Here is a 21,067-nt window from a genome sequence, read left to right as displayed (position 1 = left end):
TAAGAAAATTCACTGCCAACAACTAAGATAATAAAAGAATTAAAGCCCAAAAATAGAGAAAGGTGAATTTGAGGACGTTCAAATTCACCTTTCTTACTATTTGAAGCTAGTTATGTCCCAGCCTCTTCTTTTAAGATTACTGAGCTTATACTTTTCTAATTTGTTTACTTCGTAACTGTCCGCACGCGGCATCAATGTCTGTTCCATGTTCTTGGCGGATTTTGCAATTAACCCCGCCTTTTTTCAACGTATCATAAAACGAGAGAACCGACTCCTGTTCACTTCTTTGATATTGACTATGTTCATCCACTGGATTATAGGGAATTAAGTTCACATAGACCTGTTGTCCTAGAGGACGAAGGAGTGAGGCAAGTTGTTCTGCTTCTTGCTTATGATCATTTACATCCCTCAATAGAATATATTCAATCGTAATTCGACGATTTGTTTTTTCTATATAATACTCCATCGCCTTCATCAGTTTTTCAATGGGAATGGCACGGTTTATTTTCATAATACGAGTACGAAGCTCATTATTTGGCGCATGTAAGGAGACGGCCAAGTTTACCTGCAATTGTTTGTCGGCGAATTCAACAATCTTGTCCGCCAGACCACTGGTTGATACGGTGATACGTCTAGAAGCAATTGCAAGCCCTTTATCATCCTTGATCACCTTAATAAAGTCTAATAGATTTTCAAAATTATCAAATGGTTCACCGATCCCCATCACGACCACATGACTTACCTTTTCTCCTTGGCCTTTTTTGTCAAGATGCAGTTGGACGTTCATAATCTGCTCGACAATTTCACCGCTGGATAAATCCCGGCTTTTCGCTAATAAACCGCTCGCGCAAAAACTGCATCCTATATTACATCCTACTTGCGTGGTTACACAAACCGAAAGGCCATATTTTTGGCGCATTAAAACCGTTTCAATTAAGTTGCCATCCTGCAATTTGAACAAGAACTTAATCGTTCCATCGGCTGATTCTTGCTTAATATGCTCCTGTAAGGTTTGGATCACGAAGTTGTCTGATAGGAGTTGAACACACGCCTGATTAACATCCGTCATTTCAGAGAAAGATGTAACACGCCTTTGATAAAGATATTCCCAAATTTGTTGTGCCCTCGACTTTTTATGACCGTTCTCGATCAGCCATGCTGTCAATTGATCTATAGTTAATCCATATATGGATTCTTTATTCAATACGTTCCCCTCTTTTCATTAAACATACCTTTTAACATTTAAATTGCTTTATCATGTAATGGAATAGGCTTTAATTGGAGCTCAATCAATTACATATAATCACTTCTCGAATAAATAACCCTTTTTTAGCAACAGCTCGGTCAATAATCGATAAACCTGCTTTTATTAGGAGTCCATCGACGGGTTCAACGGTGACCACGACTACTTTATTTGCAAACCTTCGTGCACTCTGAAGCATTTCCAGCTGCTCTTCAGGGGTTATCACCGAACACAAATTATAAGGCAAATCAATAATGGCTACATCATAATGGTTGGTGATATCACGCATATCTGCTAGGTTTATTTCTCCAGTAAGACCAAAGTGTATCATATTTTCTCGTGCTCCTGGGATAATCAGCTGATTTCGGTCGCTTCCGACCATATCAATTCCCATTGATCGGGCTTCGACGAGGACGGTTCCAATTCCACAGCATGGATCGATTGCCTTAATTCCGTTTGGATTTGGGATGGCGATATTGACTACCGCTCTAGCAACACGTGTGTTGAGTGCGGTGGAATAACCATTTGGCTTCTGCTGGTGTCTAAACCAAACCGATTCACTTTTTACATATTCACCGAATACCCATTTTTCGTTTACATGCATGACGCCAAACAATCGATCTGGTTGACGAAGATCTGCTTTACCCTTAATGTGTAACCCAATCTTTCGTTCAATTTCACGTCGCTTCTCGAATCCGTCTTGTTTATTTTTTGGCAGATCCCTATTTTTTACATATATAACTTTAAAAGTTACCCCGTTCATTTGTAAAGTTTCTACCTGCTTGTACAGCTCCTCAAGGCTTTGCGCTTCATATATCACACTAATTCGTTCTTTCATAAACGGACTTCGCGTCGGATCAATTTTTACGAAGGTTTCCAAAACGTTTGATTGAGATACATCACCGAAAAAAGATCGCATTTCTAGCGCACACAATGAGCGCTCATCTTCAGAAAAGGCGTACGTATATATATAGGTCGTTAATCCTTGGTTAACATCCAATTTTTCTTTATTTAGTAATATATCTATTTCATCTTCACCTCAAGAGTTATCTGAAAAACAGTAATAATAATCATCAAAATTATTAACTGATTTATTATACCAAGAAACGACGCATAATTAAAAATAACTATTAAGTGAAAGTTATCCACTTTATGGGAGTAGAACCATTGTGCATATAGGTAAACAAAATAGACATTATTTTTCAATTGAAAAGTATTCGAATATTTGTTAAAATACAAATAAATTTAAAAGGCTATGTGTAACTGGCGAAACACGGATAACCGTGAGGGAGCACATAGTGTCGAAGCCGTTCGCCTGGGCAGAGGTAAGGGAAGAAGAAGGTTCCCTTACCTCTTTCTATATATTAGGAGGCGATCTTCCATAATTTTGCAGAAAAAAACTTTAGTGGTTTTTGCTTGATGTAGGATTGTTGAGGGAAATTAAAAACTATCATATCTAAAGAGAGGTATACAAAATGAGCACACTAGTTATAGACAACGTGAAAACAATTAAAACATTAAATAATATCGCAGAAAGCGGGTTAAAGGTATTCAATAAAGGGAATTTTTCAATTGATAATGATAGTGAAAATCCTGATGCTATTGTTGTTCGCAGTTTTAATATGCATTCACTCGATTTTAGCGATAACTTAAAAGCAATTGCACGTGCTGGAGCTGGTGTCAATAATATTCCCGTCGACAAATGTACGGACAAAGGAATTGTTGTTTTTAATACACCTGGTGCGAATGCGAATGCCGTAAAAGAGATGGTATTAACCTCTTTGATTTCTTCCTCTCGAAACCTTTTTGCAGGTGTGGCTTGGACAAAGACCTTAGAAGGCGAAGGAGATCAGGTACCAAAGCTTGTCGAAGCAGGTAAAAAACAATTCGTAGGGAAAGAAATTAAAGGAAAGACGCTCGGGATTATCGGTTTAGGTGCGATCGGTGCGCTTGTAGCAAATGATGCCCTTGATTTAGATATGGATGTAATCGGGTTTGACCCGTTCATTTCTGTTGATACAGCATGGAACTTGTCTCGTAATGTACAGCGGGCTATGACAATTGAACAGTTGTTCGCTGAGTCAGATTATATTACTGTTCATGTGCCTTTAACTAATGATACAAAAGGGATGTTTAACCAAAATACATTTAGCATTATGAAGCCTGGTGTTCATATTTTGAACTTCTCCCGTGGTGAGTTAGTAAATGAAGTGGATATGGCGGTAGCACTTGAAGAAGGGACCGTTGGCAGGTATATTACAGACTTCCCGAATGAAACTGTATTAAAAATGAAAAATACGATTTCCATTCCTCATCTTGGCGCTTCAACGGCGGAATCAGAGGAAAACTGTGCAATTATGGCAGCTCGTCAGGTGAAGGAATTTTTGGAAACAGGAAACATTAAAAACTCAGTCAATTTTCCAAACGCTGAGCTTCCTTACACAGGAAAACGTCGTGTCGCAGCTTTCCACAAAAACATTCCAAATATGGTTGGGCAGATCACATCAGCTATTTCTAGCTATAACCTGAACATCGCTGATATGGTGAATAGAAGCCGCAACGGATATGCCTATACGATGATTGACATTGAAAATGAAGTAAACGGCGATATCATTCCTGGATTGGTAGAGAAAATTAACCAAATCGAAGGAATCGTTACATCACGTGTTATCTAATCATTCAAAATAAAAGAAGCACAGGGACGGTTCTCCTGCTCAATGAAGCATTAGAACCGTCCCTGTGCTTTATTCATTATAGATTGGTGACTTTCATAACAGATTCTGAGGTGCATCGCTTTCATGAATGTAGGCATTCTTCGCTGGCACTAAGGCAAGGGCTAATGCCGCTATTAATCCTGGAATGGCAAATGCAATGAAATTCATGTGTATAGGTAAAGAAATCGATAAGAGGAATCCTCCTAATAGTGGTCCAAGCATACCGCCAATTCTGCCGATGCCAGATGCCATCCCTAAGGCAGTGGATCTGACGTATGGGGGATAGTACTGGGATACATAGGCCTGTACAATATTTTGTGCACCAATTGTCGCAGCACCTGCGATTGCTACTAAGAGGTAAATCAAAAAGGAATTTCCTCCAAATCCCAGGATAGTCAACGCAACTGCACCTGAAGCATACATTGGGACAAGCATCCTTTTGGAACCGTATTTATCACAAAGTCGTCCGATTATCAGCGTTCCTATAATGGCACCGCCTTGAAGGGCAATTAAGAAGGCTAAACTTGAATTTAGTCCATATCCTGCTTCAATCATCAACTTTGGAAGCCAAGTATTTAAACCGTAAACCATCAACAAGCAGCTGAAAAAGGCAGCCCAAAACATAAGGGTACTTAATACCCTCTTATTTTTAAATAGACCAATAACTGGAAAGTCAGACTCTTTTGATTTGATTTCTACAAATTCGTCATTTTGATTAAAACTTAATTCTGGATTTAGCCTTACGAGAGTGGAAAGTAACTTTTCCTTTTTCCCTTTTCGGATCAAGTAACTAGCCGTTTCCGGTAATTGCTTATGGATAAACGGCAATAGTAATAGAGGCAGACCTGCAAACCAAAAGATGGATTGCCAGCCGAAATTAGGCATTAAAAGAATTCCTAATAAAGGAGCAAGGATTCCTCCGACCGAATAGCCGCACAGCACTATGGAGACGACCGTACTTCTCATTGTTTTTGGTGCATAATCGGTCAACAATGCGATGACATTCGGCATGATTCCTCCCAGTCCTAATCCTGCAAAGAAGCGTAAGGTTGAGAAAACAGTAGGTGTATTTGCAAAGCCGCATAAGAATGTAAATAAACTAAACAGAATCAACGTAATATTAATAACGCTTTTCCTTCCAATACGATCTGCTAGTGTTCCGAAGAGTATGGCACCGAACATCATCCCAAATAATCCATACGTTCCAATAGCACCTGCTTCGACAGGAGAAAGGTGCCATTTTTCAATTAGGGTTGGTACTACGGTCCCGTATACCACCAAATCATATCCATCAAATGAAATAATAAAGAAACTCCATAGAAGTAAGCCTAGATGAAAACGGCTAAATTTACTTTTAGCAAGAACCTCTGCTGTATTAATGGCTGCCAAATAATCTCCCCCTTATTTTTACCTAGAAATTAATGATAACGCTTACTAAAGTGCATTTACTTTTGTCACTTTGCTTATTAAACACCACCTATACTATAAAAATAGTGAATAATGTTATCTATTTAGAGATTATAAACAGAGTATCATTAAATTTCAATATAAAAAATTAAATATTAATAGTTTTCTGTAAACTAACGTAAGTGGAGTGAATGGAGTTTTGGTTCTATTAATTTAATTTATAAATTAAAAAAGCGAGGATTTCCCCGCTTTTTTGTTTATTGCCTATTCATAATCGCCCTAATCTGCAATAGCTCGATATCCAAACCCTATGGATATTTCTTTACTAATTTGGATCAAATAATGACTTACTTCATCTTCTTCATTTTGAGGTATTAACTCGGAAAAGCCTACAATCGTGACTGCTCCAAGGAGTTTTTCTTTGAAGTTAAATACAGGGAAAGAAACGGAGGATACAGATGAAACTAGGGGTTCCCTTGCAAAGGCAATTTTTCTCTCCTGAATGAATCTGCGTTCTTCTTCAAGCTCACTAACCCTTTCTGGAGGGAGCTGCTTGAATTCTTTCTCCTTCCATTCACGAATCAACTGCTCATCCATAAAGGCCCTAAACAATTTCCCTGTTGAAGAATGAATGGGAAGAAGTGTTCCTTTCTGAGCTCCAATATTAAACCCTCGGTTTGTGTTAATTTCTTTAACGACCATAGGACCATTATGAGTCCAGCTGGAAAAAAGAACGGTACTCGAACATTTCACGTTAATTTCTTGTAGATATGGTGTAATTCGTTCAATAACATTTTCTTGATCTACTGCAGACATTCCGTATTCAATCAACCTGCTTCCTAGAACATATTCTCCGGAATCTTTGTAACGATAAAGGATCCCTAATTGTGTAAAGGTATTTAAATATTTATACAAATTACTTTTTGTAACCTTTGTTAAATCGTGAATATCTGTAAATTTTAACGGCCTTCCTTGTTTGGCAATTAAATCTACAATCCCCATTCCTACTTGCAATGATTGAATGGTTGTTCCTTTTTTTAAGCCTTCCATCGTGACCCTCCTATAGAAACCCTCTCTTATTCTTATCTTAGCATAGCGGTTTACCGATATCCCACTATCAAAATTAATATCTAGATTTCTGAATACATTTTTTTTTGATAATATTGACAACATTATAAAATTTATTTTATTATATAAATAGAGAAAAGAGTTATCTATTTCGATAATTTTTAAGAAGAATATTTATCTGGGGTGATGAAATGAAGAAATATTTGGTATTGATTGAAAGAAAACCCTCTTTTACAGGCGATTTCATTCAAGGCCATCGTGAATTTTTACAAAATTTGAGGGAAGTTCAAACACTAATTACTGCGGGTGGATTTGAAGACCAAACCGGAGGAGCATATGTGTTGCAAGCGAATTCTTTAGAGGAAGCAAGAATGGTTGTAAAAAATGACCCAATGAATCATGAAAATGAATCCGTTTACAAAGTGAAAGAATGGAATGCGGTTTAACGGTATTTTTTAAAAGAATAGAATTTAAATTTAAAAATGGGAGATGGAATAATGACTAATTTAGAAAAAGCAGTATTTGTGATTGGCGGCGGAATTGGTGGATTAGGGGCAGCACTTGCAGCAGCAGAAGCAGGTCAGAAAACGGTGGTGTTCGAACAAGCACCTCAGTTTGGAGAGATTGGGGCAGGGATTCAGATGGGACCTAATGCTATGGCAGTCCTTGACCGATTTGGGCTTGCTGATGAAATCGCAAAGTATGCTGTTTTTCCACAACGACTTGTTTTAAAAGATGTTTTTACAGCTAAGGAATTATCAGCCTTAGATTTAGGGGAAGAATTTAGGGCGAAATATGGCTTTCCTTACATTGTATTGCATCGTTCAGATTTACATCGAGTGTTATTTGAAGCATGTGAAAAGAATCCGCTTATCAGTCTTATTAATGATCAGGTTATTGAAACAGTTGAAGAAACCCCAGCCGGTGTAACGGTTACAAATCAAAGGGGAGAACAATTTACAGGAAAAGCGGTTATTGGGGCTGATGGTCTCTGGTCAAAAACCCGTAAGTATTTTTCCGAAGATCAGCCAATTTGTTCCCATTATGTAGCATATCGTGGCACGATTCCGATTTCTGAAATTAGTTCTAATGCCAATATGGATGATGTTATTATGTGGATTGGTCCGAACCTTCATGTCGTTCAATATCCTGTACGCAGGGGAGAATTATATAACCAAGTTGTTGTTTTTAAAAGCTCTAATTATCAGGAAGGATCTGATGACTGGGGAACTCCTGAAGAAATGGATCGAGTATTTGAAGGGTGTCACCCTCTTGTTGAAAATGCTTTATCGTTCATACAACGCCAAATCCGCTGGCCAATGTATGACCGTGAGCCAATTGAGAATTGGACGAAAGGGAATTTCACTCTGCTTGGTGATGCTGCACATCCAATGCTTCAATACTTGGCACAGGGTGGGTGCCAAGCGTTAGAAGATGCTTCTTATTTAGCTGATATGCTTAAGGTTTATGGGGATAACTTTGAAAAAGCATTCACAGCCTATCAGGAAGAAAGAATTCCGCGTTCAGCAAAGGTACAAAAATCGGCACGTACTTGGGGAGAAATAATCCACGCTGAAAATCCAGTTTCCATTTTGCTACGTAATACTCTTTTAGAGAATAAGGAAGCTAAGGAATTTGAAATGATTGACTGGTTATATGGGTATAAAAAAATCCCTGCTAAGATTTGATTGCTATCACAATGGAGGATAAGAAGGGGCATTATCGGATTAGGAAAGGTGCCCCTTTTTAATTAGATTAGAAAGTATAAAAGTTTATAACTTTGAGAATTGTCTAGCTCCAGCGCCTAGCCCCCCGATGGTCTACAGCTTATCCAGTTGCGGCTCCTTGGGACTCGAAGTCTAAGCCATCCCCTGAAGAAGGCAAAAAGCGCCTTCTTGCAGGGTACGTCTTAGCCTAGAGTCCCAGGACAGTCGCCTCCACATTTAGGACAATCCGTCCAAAAGGTTAAAAAGCAACCTTTCGGCCGGCTCGTCTTATGCTTGGCTACTGAAAGCTATCGCTTTCTGTACGCATTAAGGGCGACTAGTCTTTTCCCCTGCTTACGCCGGCCAGTCGACAAGTCGCCCTATATCGGGGCTGATCAAGGCGCTTGCGCTTTTCCTAAAACAGAGGGAGATTTGGAATATGTCAGTTTTACGAGATGAAGCATTACAGATGCATAGAGAACATCAAGGAAAGCTTGCGGTAACTTCTAAGGTTCCACTACAAAATGCAAAAGATTTAAGCTTAGCTTACTCGCCTGGTGTTGCAGAACCTTGTCTAGATATTTATGAGGATGAGAGTAAGGTATATGATTACACAATGAAGGGGAATCTAGTTGCGGTTGTATCGAACGGAACAGCGGTACTTGGTCTTGGAAATATCGGTCCTAAGGCGGCGATGCCGGTAATGGAAGGGAAAGCCGTGTTATTTAAATCATTTGCGAATGTAGATGCGTTTCCTATTTGTTTAGATACTACTGATACAAAAGAAATTGTGGAAGCGGTCAAATTATTGGAGCCTACCTTTGGAGGTATAAACTTAGAAGATATTGCTGCACCTCAATGCTTTGAAATCGAGGCTCAACTGCAAAAAATTTGTGATATCCCTGTTTTCCATGATGACCAGCATGGTACGGCTATTGTAACAGCTGCTGGATTAATCAATGCTCTTAAACTAGCGTACAAGAAACTAGAAGATATTCGTGTCGTGGTAAATGGTTCTGGGGCAGCAGGAGTGGCGATTGTAAAGCTTTTGCTTCGTATGGGAGTAAAAGATGTAATTCTATGTGATACACAAGGAGTCATCTATAAGGGGCGGCCATTTGGAATGAATGAATTCAAAAAGGAAATGGCGGAAGTTACAAACAAGGAACAAAAACAAGGAATGTTGGCAGATGCTCTTGTTGGTGCTGACGTGTTTGTAGGAGTTTCAGCAGCAGGTGCCGTAACAAAAGAAATGGTTCGTACGATGAAGCGTGATCCGATTATTTTTGCCATGGCCAACCCGGTACCAGAGATTATGCCGGAAGAAGCAAAACAAGCAGGAGCATTGGTAGTAGGTACAGGACGGTCGGACTATCCAAATCAGATCAATAATGTTTTAGCGTTCCCGGGGATTTTTCGCGGAGCATTAGATGTTCGGGCAAAAGAAATCAATGAGGAAATGAAGATTGCCGCTGTCCATGCGATTGCCGGTTTAATTTTAGAGGAAGAACTGAATGCTGATTATGTCATCCCAAATCCTTTTGACCTGAGAGTAGCAGTACATGTTGCAGACGCGGTTGCTTCCACGGCAGTGAAAACTGGCGTTTCAAGAAGGATCAGCGTATTGATTTAATCATAAATAGTTTTAGTGGCTTTTTATATTAATACATTCATGAAATGTAAGCCCAACACTTCAAAGTCTCGGACGGTTCTCCTGCTATAAAAGCAATAGAACCGTCCCTTTGTTTAATTGCGGTTTTCCTCGGGGGCTGTTTGAAATGAACCGGTCACTGTATATTTGCTGGAGACGGTATGGGCTCGGTAATAGTATTTTGTATCAGGTTTTAATCCGATAAATTCTACACTTACGATAAAATCATGCTCATTATCCGCTTGGCCTATTTTGACAATGGTTTGGTTCCTAAAATGGATATCAGCTGAAATTTCAAATTGAACTCGTGCGTTTCCATTGGTTCGGGCCCATAAAATAGCTGATGTGTTCGTTATCTCCCCGTTGGTAACTCCATGCGAAATAAAGGGATTCTCCAGTAAATCTACAAGCTGGTCAGTGTTATTGGTGAATTGACCGTCCACTCCAAGGGAAAGAAGGGCTGCCATATCCCTCTGAGAATTGACGGTCCACGGATGGACCAGGAGATAGTTCTGATGAGCGGCCTTGATTAACTTCCGGCCAACAAGTTCCTTAGAAGGACCTATACCCGCTGCATATTCCGAGATGCGCTTGAATTCTTGGTACACATTTTTGCCGGCAAGCATACCCCTTTTATAAAGTTGAATCAGTTTTACATGTGGGGCAAAGTTTTTCAATTTACGCAGGCTCTGTTCACTGAAGGATTCGAGGAAAAGCTTCCGGTCATTGAGGACATTGGCTTTGTTTAAGATTTCAATTACTTTCTCTTCCATTCCTGGATAAGCACCCGGTACTTTCGTTTCGATATAAAGACCGATCTTTCCGTTCCCATACTTTTTCACACAATCAATTACTTCCACAAGGGTTGGGACATGTTGTCTGTTGTATTCCGTTTTTGCTTGTTCTGGATTAGCTCTATTAAACCAGGAACCAGCATCTAGACGACTGATCTCTTCAAGTGTAAAATCCTTAACCCGCCATGGGGCGCGATTAGGATAAAGTTCTTTGGCATTGGTTGTTCGCAACAGTGTCTCATCATGCATGGCAATTAACTGGCCGTCCTTGGTCATTTGCAAATCAATCTCTACATAATCCGCCTTCAGCATTATTGCTTGCTTATAGGCTGCCAGTGTATTTTCCGGTCCGTAGGCAGACGCCCCGCGATGAGCAATAACCATTACATCCGTGGTTATTGGACGTAAGGTCATTTGTCTATATTTAATTTCTGTGTTTTGAAGTGACTGTGCCAAACCGGAATAGGGAGCTGCTGTAATAGACAGACAAACAAGAACGGCAAGCAAGCTTTTCTTCATTACTAATTCAACTCCTACCAAAACAGTGCCTGTTTTTATAATAAAACAATAAAAATAGAATTATTTTCCATGAAAAAATACATATAAGAGCTAAGTATCAGGAATAGTATCTTACCCTATAAAAGCATGTATTATTAGGACAAGGGTCGTGTATCAGCTAGAAAGTTTCAATGGAAAGTAAGGAAAACAGCGCGTTTCTATGGGTACAAACTATTATTGACAGCGTTTACATACAAAATTATATTTAAATTATTAAAAATTTTCAGTATTTTAATACTAAAAGTGAGGTGGATGGTCATGAAAAAAAGAAGAGTTATAGTAACATTGCTTGTTCTTTGTAGTTTCTTTCTCACAACAACAACCAGTTTTGCGAAAGGCGTACAACAACCAACTTACCCAAAGTACACGAAAAACGCAACCATTACTTGGTGGACGTGGACAGCAAATCCCGACAAAGTTATTGCAGCTTTTAACAAAGAGTATCCGAACATTAAAGTGGATCACCCGCTAATTGGAAGTGGAAACGCGGAGTATAACAAATTAACCACTGCTATTAAAGCAGGCGCAGGGGCCCCGGATGTTGTACAGATTGAGTACCAGTACATCCCTAAGTTTGTGGATACAGGTGGAATTTTGGACATTTCAAAATATGTAAAACAATACGAATCCTACTTTCAACCTTGGACATGGAACCAGGTAAAACAAGGCAGCAAAATTTACGCCATTCCAGAAGATATCGGGCCATTGGCTTTACTTTATCGGCCAGACATATTTGAAAAATATAATTTAGCAGTTCCAAAAACTTGGGATGAATTTGCAACAGAAGCCGAAAAGTTACACAAGCAGAATCCGGATATGTATATGTCTTACTTCCCAGTAAACGACGGTGGATTTATTACGGGATTATTGTGGCAGGCCGGCGCCAGACCATTCACGAAAACATCTAAGGGCTGGGAGATTAATTTAAATAGTCCTGAAGCAAAGAAAGTGATAAATTTTTGGGGGGATTTAATCAAAAAAGGGGTTGTCCATGCAACAAATGATTGGAATCCACAATGGCAAAGCAACATCGGTAAGGGATTGTATGCTTCAGTATCGGGTGCCGCTTGGTCGCCAACCTACATGATCCAACCGTATGTGAAGAAGGGAACCGATAACTGGAATGCAGCTGATATTCCTCAATGGGAGGCAAATGGGGAATTTATTGACGGTAACTGGGGCGGGTCAACCAATGCCGTAACCACACAATCGAAATATCCTGAAGCGGCAGCGCTTTTTGCGGCTTGGATTAATACGAGTGCTGCAGCTGAAAAGCTCGATGTTACTGACACGACTAAGGGCGGCCGGGGCCAGGTGCCAGGAAATAAATATGGTATCCAGCAATCTGAGATGAATGCGCCTAATCCAGCTCTTAAAAATCAAATTTCTGGTCCAATCTATGCGAAAGCAGCCGCATCTGTTGATACCTCCTACCAATGGAGCCCATGGACGGATTACGTGTACAACCAAATGACAATCGAATTTACTAAAGCAGCTGGTGGAGAACAAACATGGGATCAAGCGCTTGATAATTTGCAAAATGAAGTGACTGTTTTTGCAAAATCAGCGGGGTATAAAGTCGTTTCGAAGGGTGCAGAAAGCTCAACTAAACAACCTCTAGCCGCTCTTAATACGCCTGCCTTACCGGTTGTCATTATCTTAGTCGTTATTGCCCTTATTATTTGGTTCTTAAAGAGAAGACAATCATCCTTAGAAATAGAACTTTAAGAAAGTAATCATAACAGGTAATGGTAAGAGGAATCTATTAAAAAAATGCAGAAACGCGAGGGATGGTAATGTTAAAGATTCGACGTGTTCCCTATATATTTCTTACACCTTTTCTCATCTTATTTGCTCTATTCTTTGTTTTTCCTTTTGTTTATTCGCTCATATTGAGCTTGTTCGTTAATATCCAAGGGGAGTATAAGTTTGTTGGACTGACAAACTATCTTACGGCGTGGGAGGACAAAAGCTTTTGGTATGCCGTTTACCGTGTTGCCTACTATGGGGTGGTTCAAGTTACGATTATGCTAGTTTTGGCTTTAGTTTTGGCTCTCTTTTTAGATAGTCGCTATGTTAAAAACAAAGCTTTATTTCGAGTTATTTATTTCTTGCCATATGCCGTACCAGGTGTCATAGCCGCAATTATGTGGGGGTTTCTGTATTCCCCAGACCTGAATCCTATTTTAAGTATTTTTGGTATCTTTACAGGCGGAAAGCCGCTTAATTTATTGGATTCAGGAACTGTTTTGTATGGGATTATGAACATGGCTACATGGGTATGGACTGGATATAATATGACCATCTATTTTGCAAGTCTCACTTCTATCCCGATCGAACTGTACGATGCTGCAAAGATTGATGGCTGTAATGAGTTTCAAACAGCATGGCATATAAAACTTCCGCTCCTAAAGCAGGTCATCGTCATGACTACCGTTTTATCGATAATTGGTTCACTCCAATTATTTAATGAACCATATGTGTTTTCTTCTCTAACAAGTATTCCGGCTACTTTTACACCAAATATGGATATCTATAATATGGCGTTTGCCTATGGGAATTTCACCTACTCTGCAACCCTATCCATTACCTTGGTTCTGATTACTTTTATTGCCTCCTTATTGTTTATGTATGCCACTTCTGAACGAACAACAGCTAAGAAGAAGAAAGTTAGAAATAAAATCATTAGTCATACAACGGTGAGTTCATCGACACTATCCTATACAGGAGAAGGAGAGAAGACTATATGAGCCTAAAATCGAATTCATTTACAACAACTAATCTTCAACGGGAGAATCATAGCAAATCGAAAAAAGAAAGAATATCCACTTCACTCTCTATGATTCTGATGATTGTAATGGCTGCTTACTTTTTATTTCCTCTTTATTGGCTGCTAGTCGCGATGACCAAAAGTACGAATCAATTATTTACTACATCGATGCTCGCCTTTCCTGAGCATTTAAGCCTTATGGCTAATCTAAAATGGTTAAATTCTTATCAAGATGGGATGTTTTGGCGCTGGGTTTTAAACTCAGTTATCTATGCTGTAGGCGCGGGCCTATTGGGAACTTTAGTAAGTTCGATGGCAGGTTACTCTCTAGCAAAATATGTGTTTAAGGGGAAAAATTTCTTAACTGTTGCGGTATTAGGTTCATTAATGATTCCAGGAGCTGCACTTGCTATACCTGTCTTTTTGATGATTAAATCGCTAGGTCTAATCAATACTTACGCCGGCGTCCTATTACCAATGATTGTAAATCCATTCGGTGTCTATTTCATGATGGTCTTTATCAAGGAATCCATGCCGAATGAACTGATTGACTCTGGGAGAGTCGATGGGGCAAGCGACTACGGGATCTTTTTTCGAATTGCCCTTCCAATTATTCGCCCAGGTCTAGTAACACTCTTTTTAATCACTTTCATAGGGTCTTGGAATAACTTTTTCTTACCATTAGTTCTATTAAATAAAACAAGCCTTTACCCTTTAACGGTAGGTTTACAAATCTGGACGGCAAACTTAAATGCGGCAGGGACAGGGCAACCATTATATCCGTTAATTTTAATTGGTTCCTTCCTCTCCATTCTGCCAATGTTGATCATGTTTCCAATCCTCAGGAAACATATTGTTTCAGGGATCGCTATGGGAGGGGTTAAATCCTAATTTTTATAAGCGCGATTTAAGTTTCATTTGAAAGGTTAAAACTTTACATTGTAAATATGAATTGAGAGGTTAGAACCAATGGATAAATCACTTAAATCAAATACATTTGCTCTAGGAGCTTGCTATTATCCCGAACATTGGCCAGAAAGCTTATGGGAGAAGGATTTTCAGAGAATGAAAGAAATGGGGTTCTCAGTAGTTAGGTTAGCTGAATTTGCCTGGTCCATTTTTGAACCAAAAGAAGGAGAATTTTCATTTGATTTCTTCGATAGAGTGATAGATTTAGCGCACAGTTTCGGGTTAAAAGTGATTCTTGGAACTCCTACGGCCACACCCCCAGCATGGTTAACAAGTAAGTACCCTGAAGTACTGAATGTCTCTCAGGAGGGAGTTCCATATCAACACGGTCAGCGCCGTCATTACAATTATAACTCGCCTATATATCTAGAACTCTGTGCCAGAATTGCAACGAAAATGGCTGAACATTATAAAGATCATCCAGCTGTAATAGGATGGCAAATTGATAATGAACTTAACTGCGAAATGAATGTGTTTTATTCTGAGGCAGACCATCAGGCATTTCGACGTTGGCTGAAAAATAAATACGGATCGTTGACTGAGTTAAATCAACGCTGGGGAACGGTTTTTTGGAATCAAAGTTATACAGAATGGAGTCAAGTTCACTTGACGCGGCCAACGGTGAGTGATTCTCCTAATCCTCACCAAGCACTGGATGAGAAACGATTTTTCTCAGATAGTGCGATCGCGTTTGCTAAAAATCAGGTGGATATTATTCGAAAGCTTGCACCAAATCAGTGGATTACGACCAATGGACTTTTTGGCCATTTGGATAGTCATAAGCTGGCTGATGAATGCCTTGATTTTATTTCTTATGACTCTTATCCACAGTTTAGCTCAATCTATCCAGACAAAGGACCAAATCCATTGTTAGACCGAAAATGGAGCTGGAATTTAAGTGTAGCACGAAGCATCTCTTCCAATTTTTGCATTATGGAACAGCAATCAGGTCCTGGAGGCTGGGTGAATCGGATGGATATGCCGGCTCCAAAACCAGGTCAGCTCAGGTTGTGGACCTATCAATCTATCGCACACGGTGTTGACATGCTGCTCTATTTTAGATGGCGTACGGCAGCTTTCGGGACCGAAATCTATTGGCATGGGATTCATAATTACGACAATCGTAAAAATCGCCGTGTTTTAGAAGCTGAACAAGTGGGGAAAGAATTGGAAATGATCGGGGAGGAGATCGTTGGCTCAAAATATCAAGCGGATGTAGCGATTGTTAAAGATTATGACAATGAATGGGATGGGGAGTTAGATCGGTGGTATGGTCCTTTCAATTCACAGAGTGAGATGGCCTGGTTTAAAGTCCTACAACGACGACATATTCCTGTTGATGCATTATTCCTAACTAAAAGCTCCACAGTAGAGGACCTTTTAAAATATAAGCTGCTAGTTTACCCTCATTCAGCTGTTATGCCGGAAGAGAAGGCGAAATTACTAAAAGATTATGTTAATAGAGGCGGTAAGATTGTATTTGGCTGCAGGACAGGTTATAAGGATAATTCTGGTCATTGTTATTTAACACCAATGCCAGGTCCGGTTGCGGAGCTTTGTGGAGTGACAGTCGATGACTTTACGATGATTGGTCCTAACGAGGCACCACCGAAAATCTCTATTCAAGGTGTAGAGGAACATCAGGAAATTATAGCAGAATCTTTCAACGATATATTACATGTTGAATCAGATCAGGCCGAGGTGCTGGGGACTTATAAGAATGCGTATTATGATGGACAGCCTGCACTTGTAAAAAATACTTTTGGGAATGGTGATGTCTACTATTACGGAGCTGTTTTTAACCAGGAGATCGTAAATCTTTTGGTAGATAGAACGCAGTTGAATTCACCTGTTTCAGATATACTAAAGCTTCCAGAAGACGTTGAACTCTCTATACGTAAGCATATTGATACTGAAAAGGCCCTAATTTATTTGCTAAACTATAACAAAGACCCAAAAGAAATCACTTTGAGCAAACCTATAAAAGAAAAATTAACAGGGCAAACTCTTAATGGAGGCATAGCTATTGAAGGTTATGGGGTTATGATACTTGAAGGGTAAGCAAGGGGACGGTCCTCTTGCTTTTTTTTTTGTGGAAACAAAAGTTGAATTATTGAGGTTTCCAAGCTTACACCATTTGACAAAAGCTCAATTAATCAATAGTATCACTATTAATTCGAACTTCATTACAGGAGAGATTCAGATGAAAGTTTATGTAGATGCAGATGCCTGTCCGGTAAAGGATATTATTATTGCTGAAGGAAGGAATGCAAACATCCCTGTGATCCTAGTTACAAGCTTTTCCCATTTTTCCAATGTGGAACAACCATCAGGAGTAGAAACTATTTATGTGGATTCTGGTGCAGATGCTGCCGATTACCGAATTATGAAATTAGCAGAAACGGGAGATATTATTGTGACGCAAGATTATGGTCTTGCATCGCTAGGATTAGCAAAAAGATGTATAGTCCTTCATCATAAAGGGTTCAGCTATACAAATGAAAACATTGACCAATTATTACAAACACGGTATTTAAGTGCAATGGCTCGCAAAAGCGGCAAGCGAACAAAGGGGCCCAAGCCTTTAACGGAAGAAGATCGGGAGCAATTTAGAAGGCTTTTTAAACAAGTTATCCTGCATTATGAATGAAACATGGGGACGGTTCTCATGCTTAAAAATAAGCATGAGAACCGTCCCTATGTTATGTGGAGCAGTAGAAAAGCCGGAGATTACATCAAACACTTACCTATTGCTAGTTTAATTGAATAAGACATTGCATAAAAAACTTAGATTCATTAACATTGTATAAAATTATTTATATTCATAAACGATAAATTCAGAAAATAGAAATATCCAAGAGGTGTTATGGGGTATTTTCGTATGAATTCCTTTTTTTATTCAGATTGTGTACAGTATATCAAGATTTTAAATTTTATTATATACGGGTTCCTTTCCGCCAATGACTTCCATTATCCTTTTCGATGCTTCTTTGAGTATATCTCCACAGAATGAAATATGTTCCTCACTAATTTGTGAAGCAAAACCGATACAGGCAATCACCATTTTTATGTCGCCATAAAGGTCAAAGATAGGTACTGCAACACCGAAAACATCCTGTGTATGCTCTTCATAGCTGACTGCATAGCCCTTTCGTCTAACCTCATTTAAACTCTCCTGAAATGTTTCAAAATCTGTAATGGTCTTATCGGTAAATTGTTTAAAATTAACTTTTTGAATAATTTCTTTTCTTTTTTCTTCCTCCAGAAACGCTAAGTAACACTTACCAAAAGAAGCACTAGTTACCGGGAAATGCTGTCCTAATTTTACTGTCACTTGAACAGGGTTATCCGGCAGGTCGGGTTCCTCCTTGGCAACATACATTAATCGATCATTGGATAAAGGTTCAAGCAAAACACTCGTTAGTCTTGTTTGTTCGCATGCCCACTTGAGGTATGGTTTTGCAAGCTTGAGGTAATCGATAAACTCTGAAGCTCTAGAGCCTAAGATGATCAGATAGGGTCCAAGATTATACTGTTTAGAAGTCTCATCGTATGAGACATAGCGATAATGATTTAATAATTTTAGAATTCTATGACAAGTACTTTTATTTATTGATAAATTCTTAGAGATTTGTGAAAGGGAACGTTCCTTACTTGTATAACGACTTAAATATTCCAGAATTTTAATGGATGCCTCTAAAGCAGGAACCTCTGATTTTTCCTTTTCATTTTGTTTTTGCATGAACAAGCTCCTATTCAAAATTCCTGTACACCTTACAGGTTTTAGTTGGGTTATATTATAATTTTTCACCTTACTGTTTGTCAATATTGATAATTTTCTAAAAATTCTATTGACCTATAGGGTAGATAAATAGTATTATTGTTCCAAGATGGGAATGTTGTTCCTGGTGCGGAACAAACCAACAGTAAGACTTATTCCTAAATGGCCAAAAGTATGAGGAGGATGAAAATTGAGAAATGTTGTCATTATTGATTCAGTACGTACTGCGGTGGGACGAATTGGAGGCAGCTTGAAAGATGTAGAAGTGGACTTCCTTGCTGCAAAAGTTATCGAAGAAATTGTATCACGAACGGGAATTGACAAAAATCAAGTGGAAGAGGTGATTTTAGGACAGACCAAACAAAGCGCGGATTCCCCTAATCTTGCCCGATTGGCTCTTTTACGTGCAGGGCTACCAGTTGAGGTCCCAGGTTATACCGTTCACAGACAATGCGGTTCAGGACTTCAGGCCATTAATAATGCAGCCTTGCAAATTATGGGTGGGTTATCAGATGTCATCATAGCCGGCGGTGCCGAATCGATGAGCACAGCACCTTATTATATAAGAAAGGCTCGCTATGGATACGGTTCAGGAAATGGAGAGATTGTCGATCCTAATACGGAAAGCCAACCGCGTTCACAGCCAATTGAGATCTATGGGAATCTCACAATGGGATATACGGCGGAAAATCTAGCCGAGCAGTATAAAATATCGAGAAAAGAACAGGATGAATTTGCCTTTCGCAGTCAGGAACTTGCACAAAAAGCAATCCAGAATGAGCGGTTTCGGAAGGAAATTGTTCCTTATGTAGTCAAGCAACGAAAAGAGGTAAAGACTTTTGAGATCGATGAGCACCCGCGATTAACCAGTCTGGAAAAGATGGGAAATTTAAAACCGGTGTTTAAAGAAAACGGTACAGTAACTGCGGGAAATAGCAGTGGACGAAACGATGGGGCTTCTGCTGTTTTAATGATGTCGGAGGACGCCGCACAAGAGTATGGTTTTAAACCAAAAGCAAAAATTATTGCTCAGGCTGTTTCAGGGGTTTCTCCGGAAATTATGGGGATTGGCCCAGTGCAGGCCACAAAGAAAGCGCTATCTATAGCTGGACTCACTAGAGATGATATCGGTTTAATTGAATTGAATGAAGCCTTTGCTGCTCAAGCTCTTGCTGTGATAAAGGAACTTCATTTAGATTTGGAAAGAGTAAATGTTAATGGCGGGGCCATTGCATTAGGTCATCCTCTTGGAGCTACAGGTGCCATTCTATTGACAAAACTATTGCACGAAATGGAACGAAGAGAAGAAAAGTATGGATTAGTCACACTCTGCATTGGAGGAGGTCAGGGGATTACAACGATCGTAGAAAATATGCAAGTTTAGTGTCAATTATATAGAAGTGGAAAGATTAGTAGAAAAAATGCAAGACCGGATTATATGAGAGGTTAATATAATTTTTTTTGGAAATATTGTTCCGTATATGATATATACATTCCGTATATGAGATAATGAATATTATAAAATGCTGGGAGGGTTTAAAATGATTAATCATATCACAGTGATTGGCGGTGGCACTATGGGACGAGGAATCGCCTATTCCGCTGCATTAGCTGGATTTGAAGTAACTTTACAAGACATCTCTAACGAAGCGATTGAAAACGCCAGAGAATATATCGAAACGTTGATAAAAAAAAGTGTGGAAAAAGGATTCGTCCAATTGGAACAGGGGGCTGACGCAAAGAAAAATCTTTCTTATACCACTGAGCTGCAGGAAGCTGTAAGTCAAACCGACTTGGTCATCGAAGCGGCCTTAGAAATTATGGAGTTGAAAATCAATATCTTTAAGCAACTAGATGAGTTGGCACCAGCACATGTGATCCTGGCTACAAATACATCCACAATGAGTCCGACCGAAATTGCAGCCGCAACGGGAAGGCCTGATCAATGTATCGCAATGCACTTCTTTAACCCTGTTCATCGCATGAAATTAATCGAGGTTATTCGAGGATTGGATACATCTGATGCGACAGTAGAAGTGGTCAAACAAGTAGCGGAAAAGATGGGGAAAGTAACAGTTGAAGTCAATGAGTTTCCTGGTTTTGTAACAAGCCGAATGAATTGTCTAATTGGAAATGAAGCCATGAACATGCTGATGGAAGGAGTGGCATCAGCCGAAGACATTGATAAAGCCCTTAAGTATGGTTTAAATCATCCGATGGGTCCACTGGAATTGGCAGATCTTGTAGGATTGGACAGCCGCTTACGAAATATGGAATATCTGTATCATCAATTAGGAGAAAAGTATCGTCCATCCCCTTTGCTTGTGAAATATGTTAAAGCAGGGCGATTAGGAAGGAAATCTGGCCGGGGATTTTTTGATTACACTAATAAAAAATAATAGAGTA

17 protein-coding genes and 1 riboswitch are annotated in these 21,067 nt (G+C 39.3%); of the genes, 11 read left to right on the top strand and 6 right to left on the bottom strand.

The window, feature by feature from the left end; all coding sequences use genetic code 11:
• Nucleotides 1–145 precede the first annotated feature (145 nt).
• Together rlmN and M3226_RS13260 are read right to left on the bottom strand one after the other, a co-directional pair.
• Nucleotides 146–1,204, bottom strand: a complete 1,059-nt coding sequence (gene rlmN, locus M3226_RS13265) for a 23S rRNA (adenine(2503)-C(2))-methyltransferase RlmN (RefSeq protein ID WP_251566072.1) — start codon at nucleotides 1,202–1,204, stop codon at nucleotides 146–148.
• An 85-nt stretch (nucleotides 1,205–1,289) separates the two neighbouring features.
• Nucleotides 1,290–2,162, bottom strand: a complete 873-nt coding sequence (locus M3226_RS13260) for a TRM11 family SAM-dependent methyltransferase (RefSeq protein WP_251566070.1) — start codon at nucleotides 2,160–2,162, stop codon at nucleotides 1,290–1,292.
• 330 nt (nucleotides 2,163–2,492) lie between these two features.
• Nucleotides 2,493–2,571, top strand: a riboswitch (ZMP/ZTP riboswitch).
• Nucleotides 2,572–2,718: 147 nt separating this feature from the next.
• Between M3226_RS13260 and M3226_RS13255 the strand changes: the two genes are divergently transcribed.
• Nucleotides 2,719–3,918, top strand: coding sequence for a phosphoglycerate dehydrogenase (locus M3226_RS13255; protein WP_251566068.1), 1,200 nt, complete (start codon nucleotides 2,719–2,721; stop codon nucleotides 3,916–3,918).
• Nucleotides 3,919–4,011: 93 nt separating this feature from the next.
• Here M3226_RS13255 and M3226_RS13250 read toward each other — a convergent pair whose 3' ends face one another.
• Together M3226_RS13250 and M3226_RS13245 are read right to left on the bottom strand one after the other, a co-directional pair.
• Nucleotides 4,012–5,346 (bottom strand): MFS transporter, encoded by a 1,335-nt coding sequence (locus M3226_RS13250; RefSeq protein ID WP_251566066.1) that lies wholly within the window; start codon nucleotides 5,344–5,346, stop codon nucleotides 4,012–4,014.
• Nucleotides 5,347–5,643: 297 nt separating this feature from the next.
• The gene (locus M3226_RS13245) at nucleotides 5,644–6,414 is read right to left on the bottom strand and encodes an IclR family transcriptional regulator (RefSeq protein WP_251566064.1); all 771 of its coding nucleotides are present in this window, start codon (nucleotides 6,412–6,414) and stop codon (nucleotides 5,644–5,646) included.
• 209 nt (nucleotides 6,415–6,623) lie between these two features.
• Here M3226_RS13245 and M3226_RS13240 point away from each other — a divergent pair, with 209 nt between their 5' ends.
• From M3226_RS13240 to M3226_RS13230, 3 genes are all read left to right on the top strand, one after another.
• A complete protein-coding gene (locus M3226_RS13240; protein ID WP_251566062.1) occupies nucleotides 6,624–6,878 on the top strand; it encodes a YciI family protein in 255 nt (84 codons plus the stop codon).
• A 51-nt stretch (nucleotides 6,879–6,929) separates the two neighbouring features.
• A complete protein-coding gene (locus tag M3226_RS13235; protein ID WP_251566060.1) occupies nucleotides 6,930–8,120 on the top strand; it encodes an FAD-dependent monooxygenase in 1,191 nt (396 codons plus the stop codon).
• 457 nt (nucleotides 8,121–8,577) lie between these two features.
• On the top strand, nucleotides 8,578–9,771 hold the full coding sequence (locus tag M3226_RS13230) for an NAD(P)-dependent malic enzyme (protein WP_251566058.1): 1,194 nt from the start codon (nucleotides 8,578–8,580) through the stop codon (nucleotides 9,769–9,771).
• Nucleotides 9,772–9,884: 113 nt separating this feature from the next.
• Here M3226_RS13230 and M3226_RS13225 read toward each other — a convergent pair whose 3' ends face one another.
• Entirely contained in the window at nucleotides 9,885–11,102 is a 1,218-nt protein-coding gene (locus M3226_RS13225) for a glycerophosphodiester phosphodiesterase family protein (RefSeq protein ID WP_251566056.1), read from the bottom strand.
• 297 nt (nucleotides 11,103–11,399) lie between these two features.
• Between M3226_RS13225 and M3226_RS13220 the strand changes: the two genes are divergently transcribed.
• The 5 genes from M3226_RS13220 (at nucleotide 11,400) to M3226_RS13200 (ending at nucleotide 17,530) form a co-directional block, all read left to right on the top strand.
• A complete protein-coding gene (locus M3226_RS13220) occupies nucleotides 11,400–12,869 on the top strand; it encodes an ABC transporter substrate-binding protein (protein WP_251566055.1) in 1,470 nt (489 codons plus the stop codon).
• A 68-nt stretch (nucleotides 12,870–12,937) separates the two neighbouring features.
• Nucleotides 12,938–13,891 (top strand): carbohydrate ABC transporter permease, encoded by a 954-nt coding sequence (locus tag M3226_RS13215; RefSeq protein WP_251566052.1) that lies wholly within the window; start codon nucleotides 12,938–12,940, stop codon nucleotides 13,889–13,891.
• Entirely contained in the window at nucleotides 13,888–14,802 is a 915-nt protein-coding gene (locus M3226_RS13210) for a carbohydrate ABC transporter permease (protein ID WP_144563774.1), read from the top strand. Before M3226_RS13215 ends, M3226_RS13210 begins: the two co-directional genes overlap by 4 nt.
• A 78-nt stretch (nucleotides 14,803–14,880) precedes the next feature.
• On the top strand, nucleotides 14,881–16,941 hold the full coding sequence (locus M3226_RS13205) for a beta-galactosidase (RefSeq protein WP_251566050.1): 2,061 nt from the start codon (nucleotides 14,881–14,883) through the stop codon (nucleotides 16,939–16,941).
• Nucleotides 16,942–17,083: 142 nt separating this feature from the next.
• Nucleotides 17,084–17,530, top strand: a complete 447-nt coding sequence (locus M3226_RS13200) for a YaiI/YqxD family protein (RefSeq protein WP_251566048.1) — start codon at nucleotides 17,084–17,086, stop codon at nucleotides 17,528–17,530.
• A 276-nt stretch (nucleotides 17,531–17,806) separates the two neighbouring features.
• Here M3226_RS13200 and M3226_RS13195 read toward each other — a convergent pair whose 3' ends face one another.
• Nucleotides 17,807–18,622 (bottom strand): IclR family transcriptional regulator, encoded by an 816-nt coding sequence (locus M3226_RS13195; protein ID WP_251566046.1) that lies wholly within the window; start codon nucleotides 18,620–18,622, stop codon nucleotides 17,807–17,809.
• Nucleotides 18,623–18,851: 229 nt separating this feature from the next.
• On the opposite strand from M3226_RS13195, the gene M3226_RS13190 reads away from it, so the two are divergent.
• Both M3226_RS13190 and M3226_RS13185 read left to right on the top strand, forming a co-directional pair.
• The gene (locus M3226_RS13190; protein WP_251566044.1) at nucleotides 18,852–20,045 is read left to right on the top strand and encodes a thiolase family protein; all 1,194 of its coding nucleotides are present in this window, start codon (nucleotides 18,852–18,854) and stop codon (nucleotides 20,043–20,045) included.
• A gap of 160 nt (nucleotides 20,046–20,205) precedes the next feature.
• Nucleotides 20,206–21,060 (top strand): 3-hydroxyacyl-CoA dehydrogenase, encoded by an 855-nt coding sequence (locus M3226_RS13185; RefSeq protein WP_251566098.1) that lies wholly within the window; start codon nucleotides 20,206–20,208, stop codon nucleotides 21,058–21,060.
• The last annotated feature ends 7 nt before the right edge of the window (nucleotides 21,061–21,067 follow it).

The sequence above is a fragment of the Neobacillus cucumis genome (assembly GCF_023715505.1).
The sequence above is the reverse complement of the archived record's forward strand: the minus strand, read 5'-3'. Positions and strand labels throughout refer to the sequence as shown.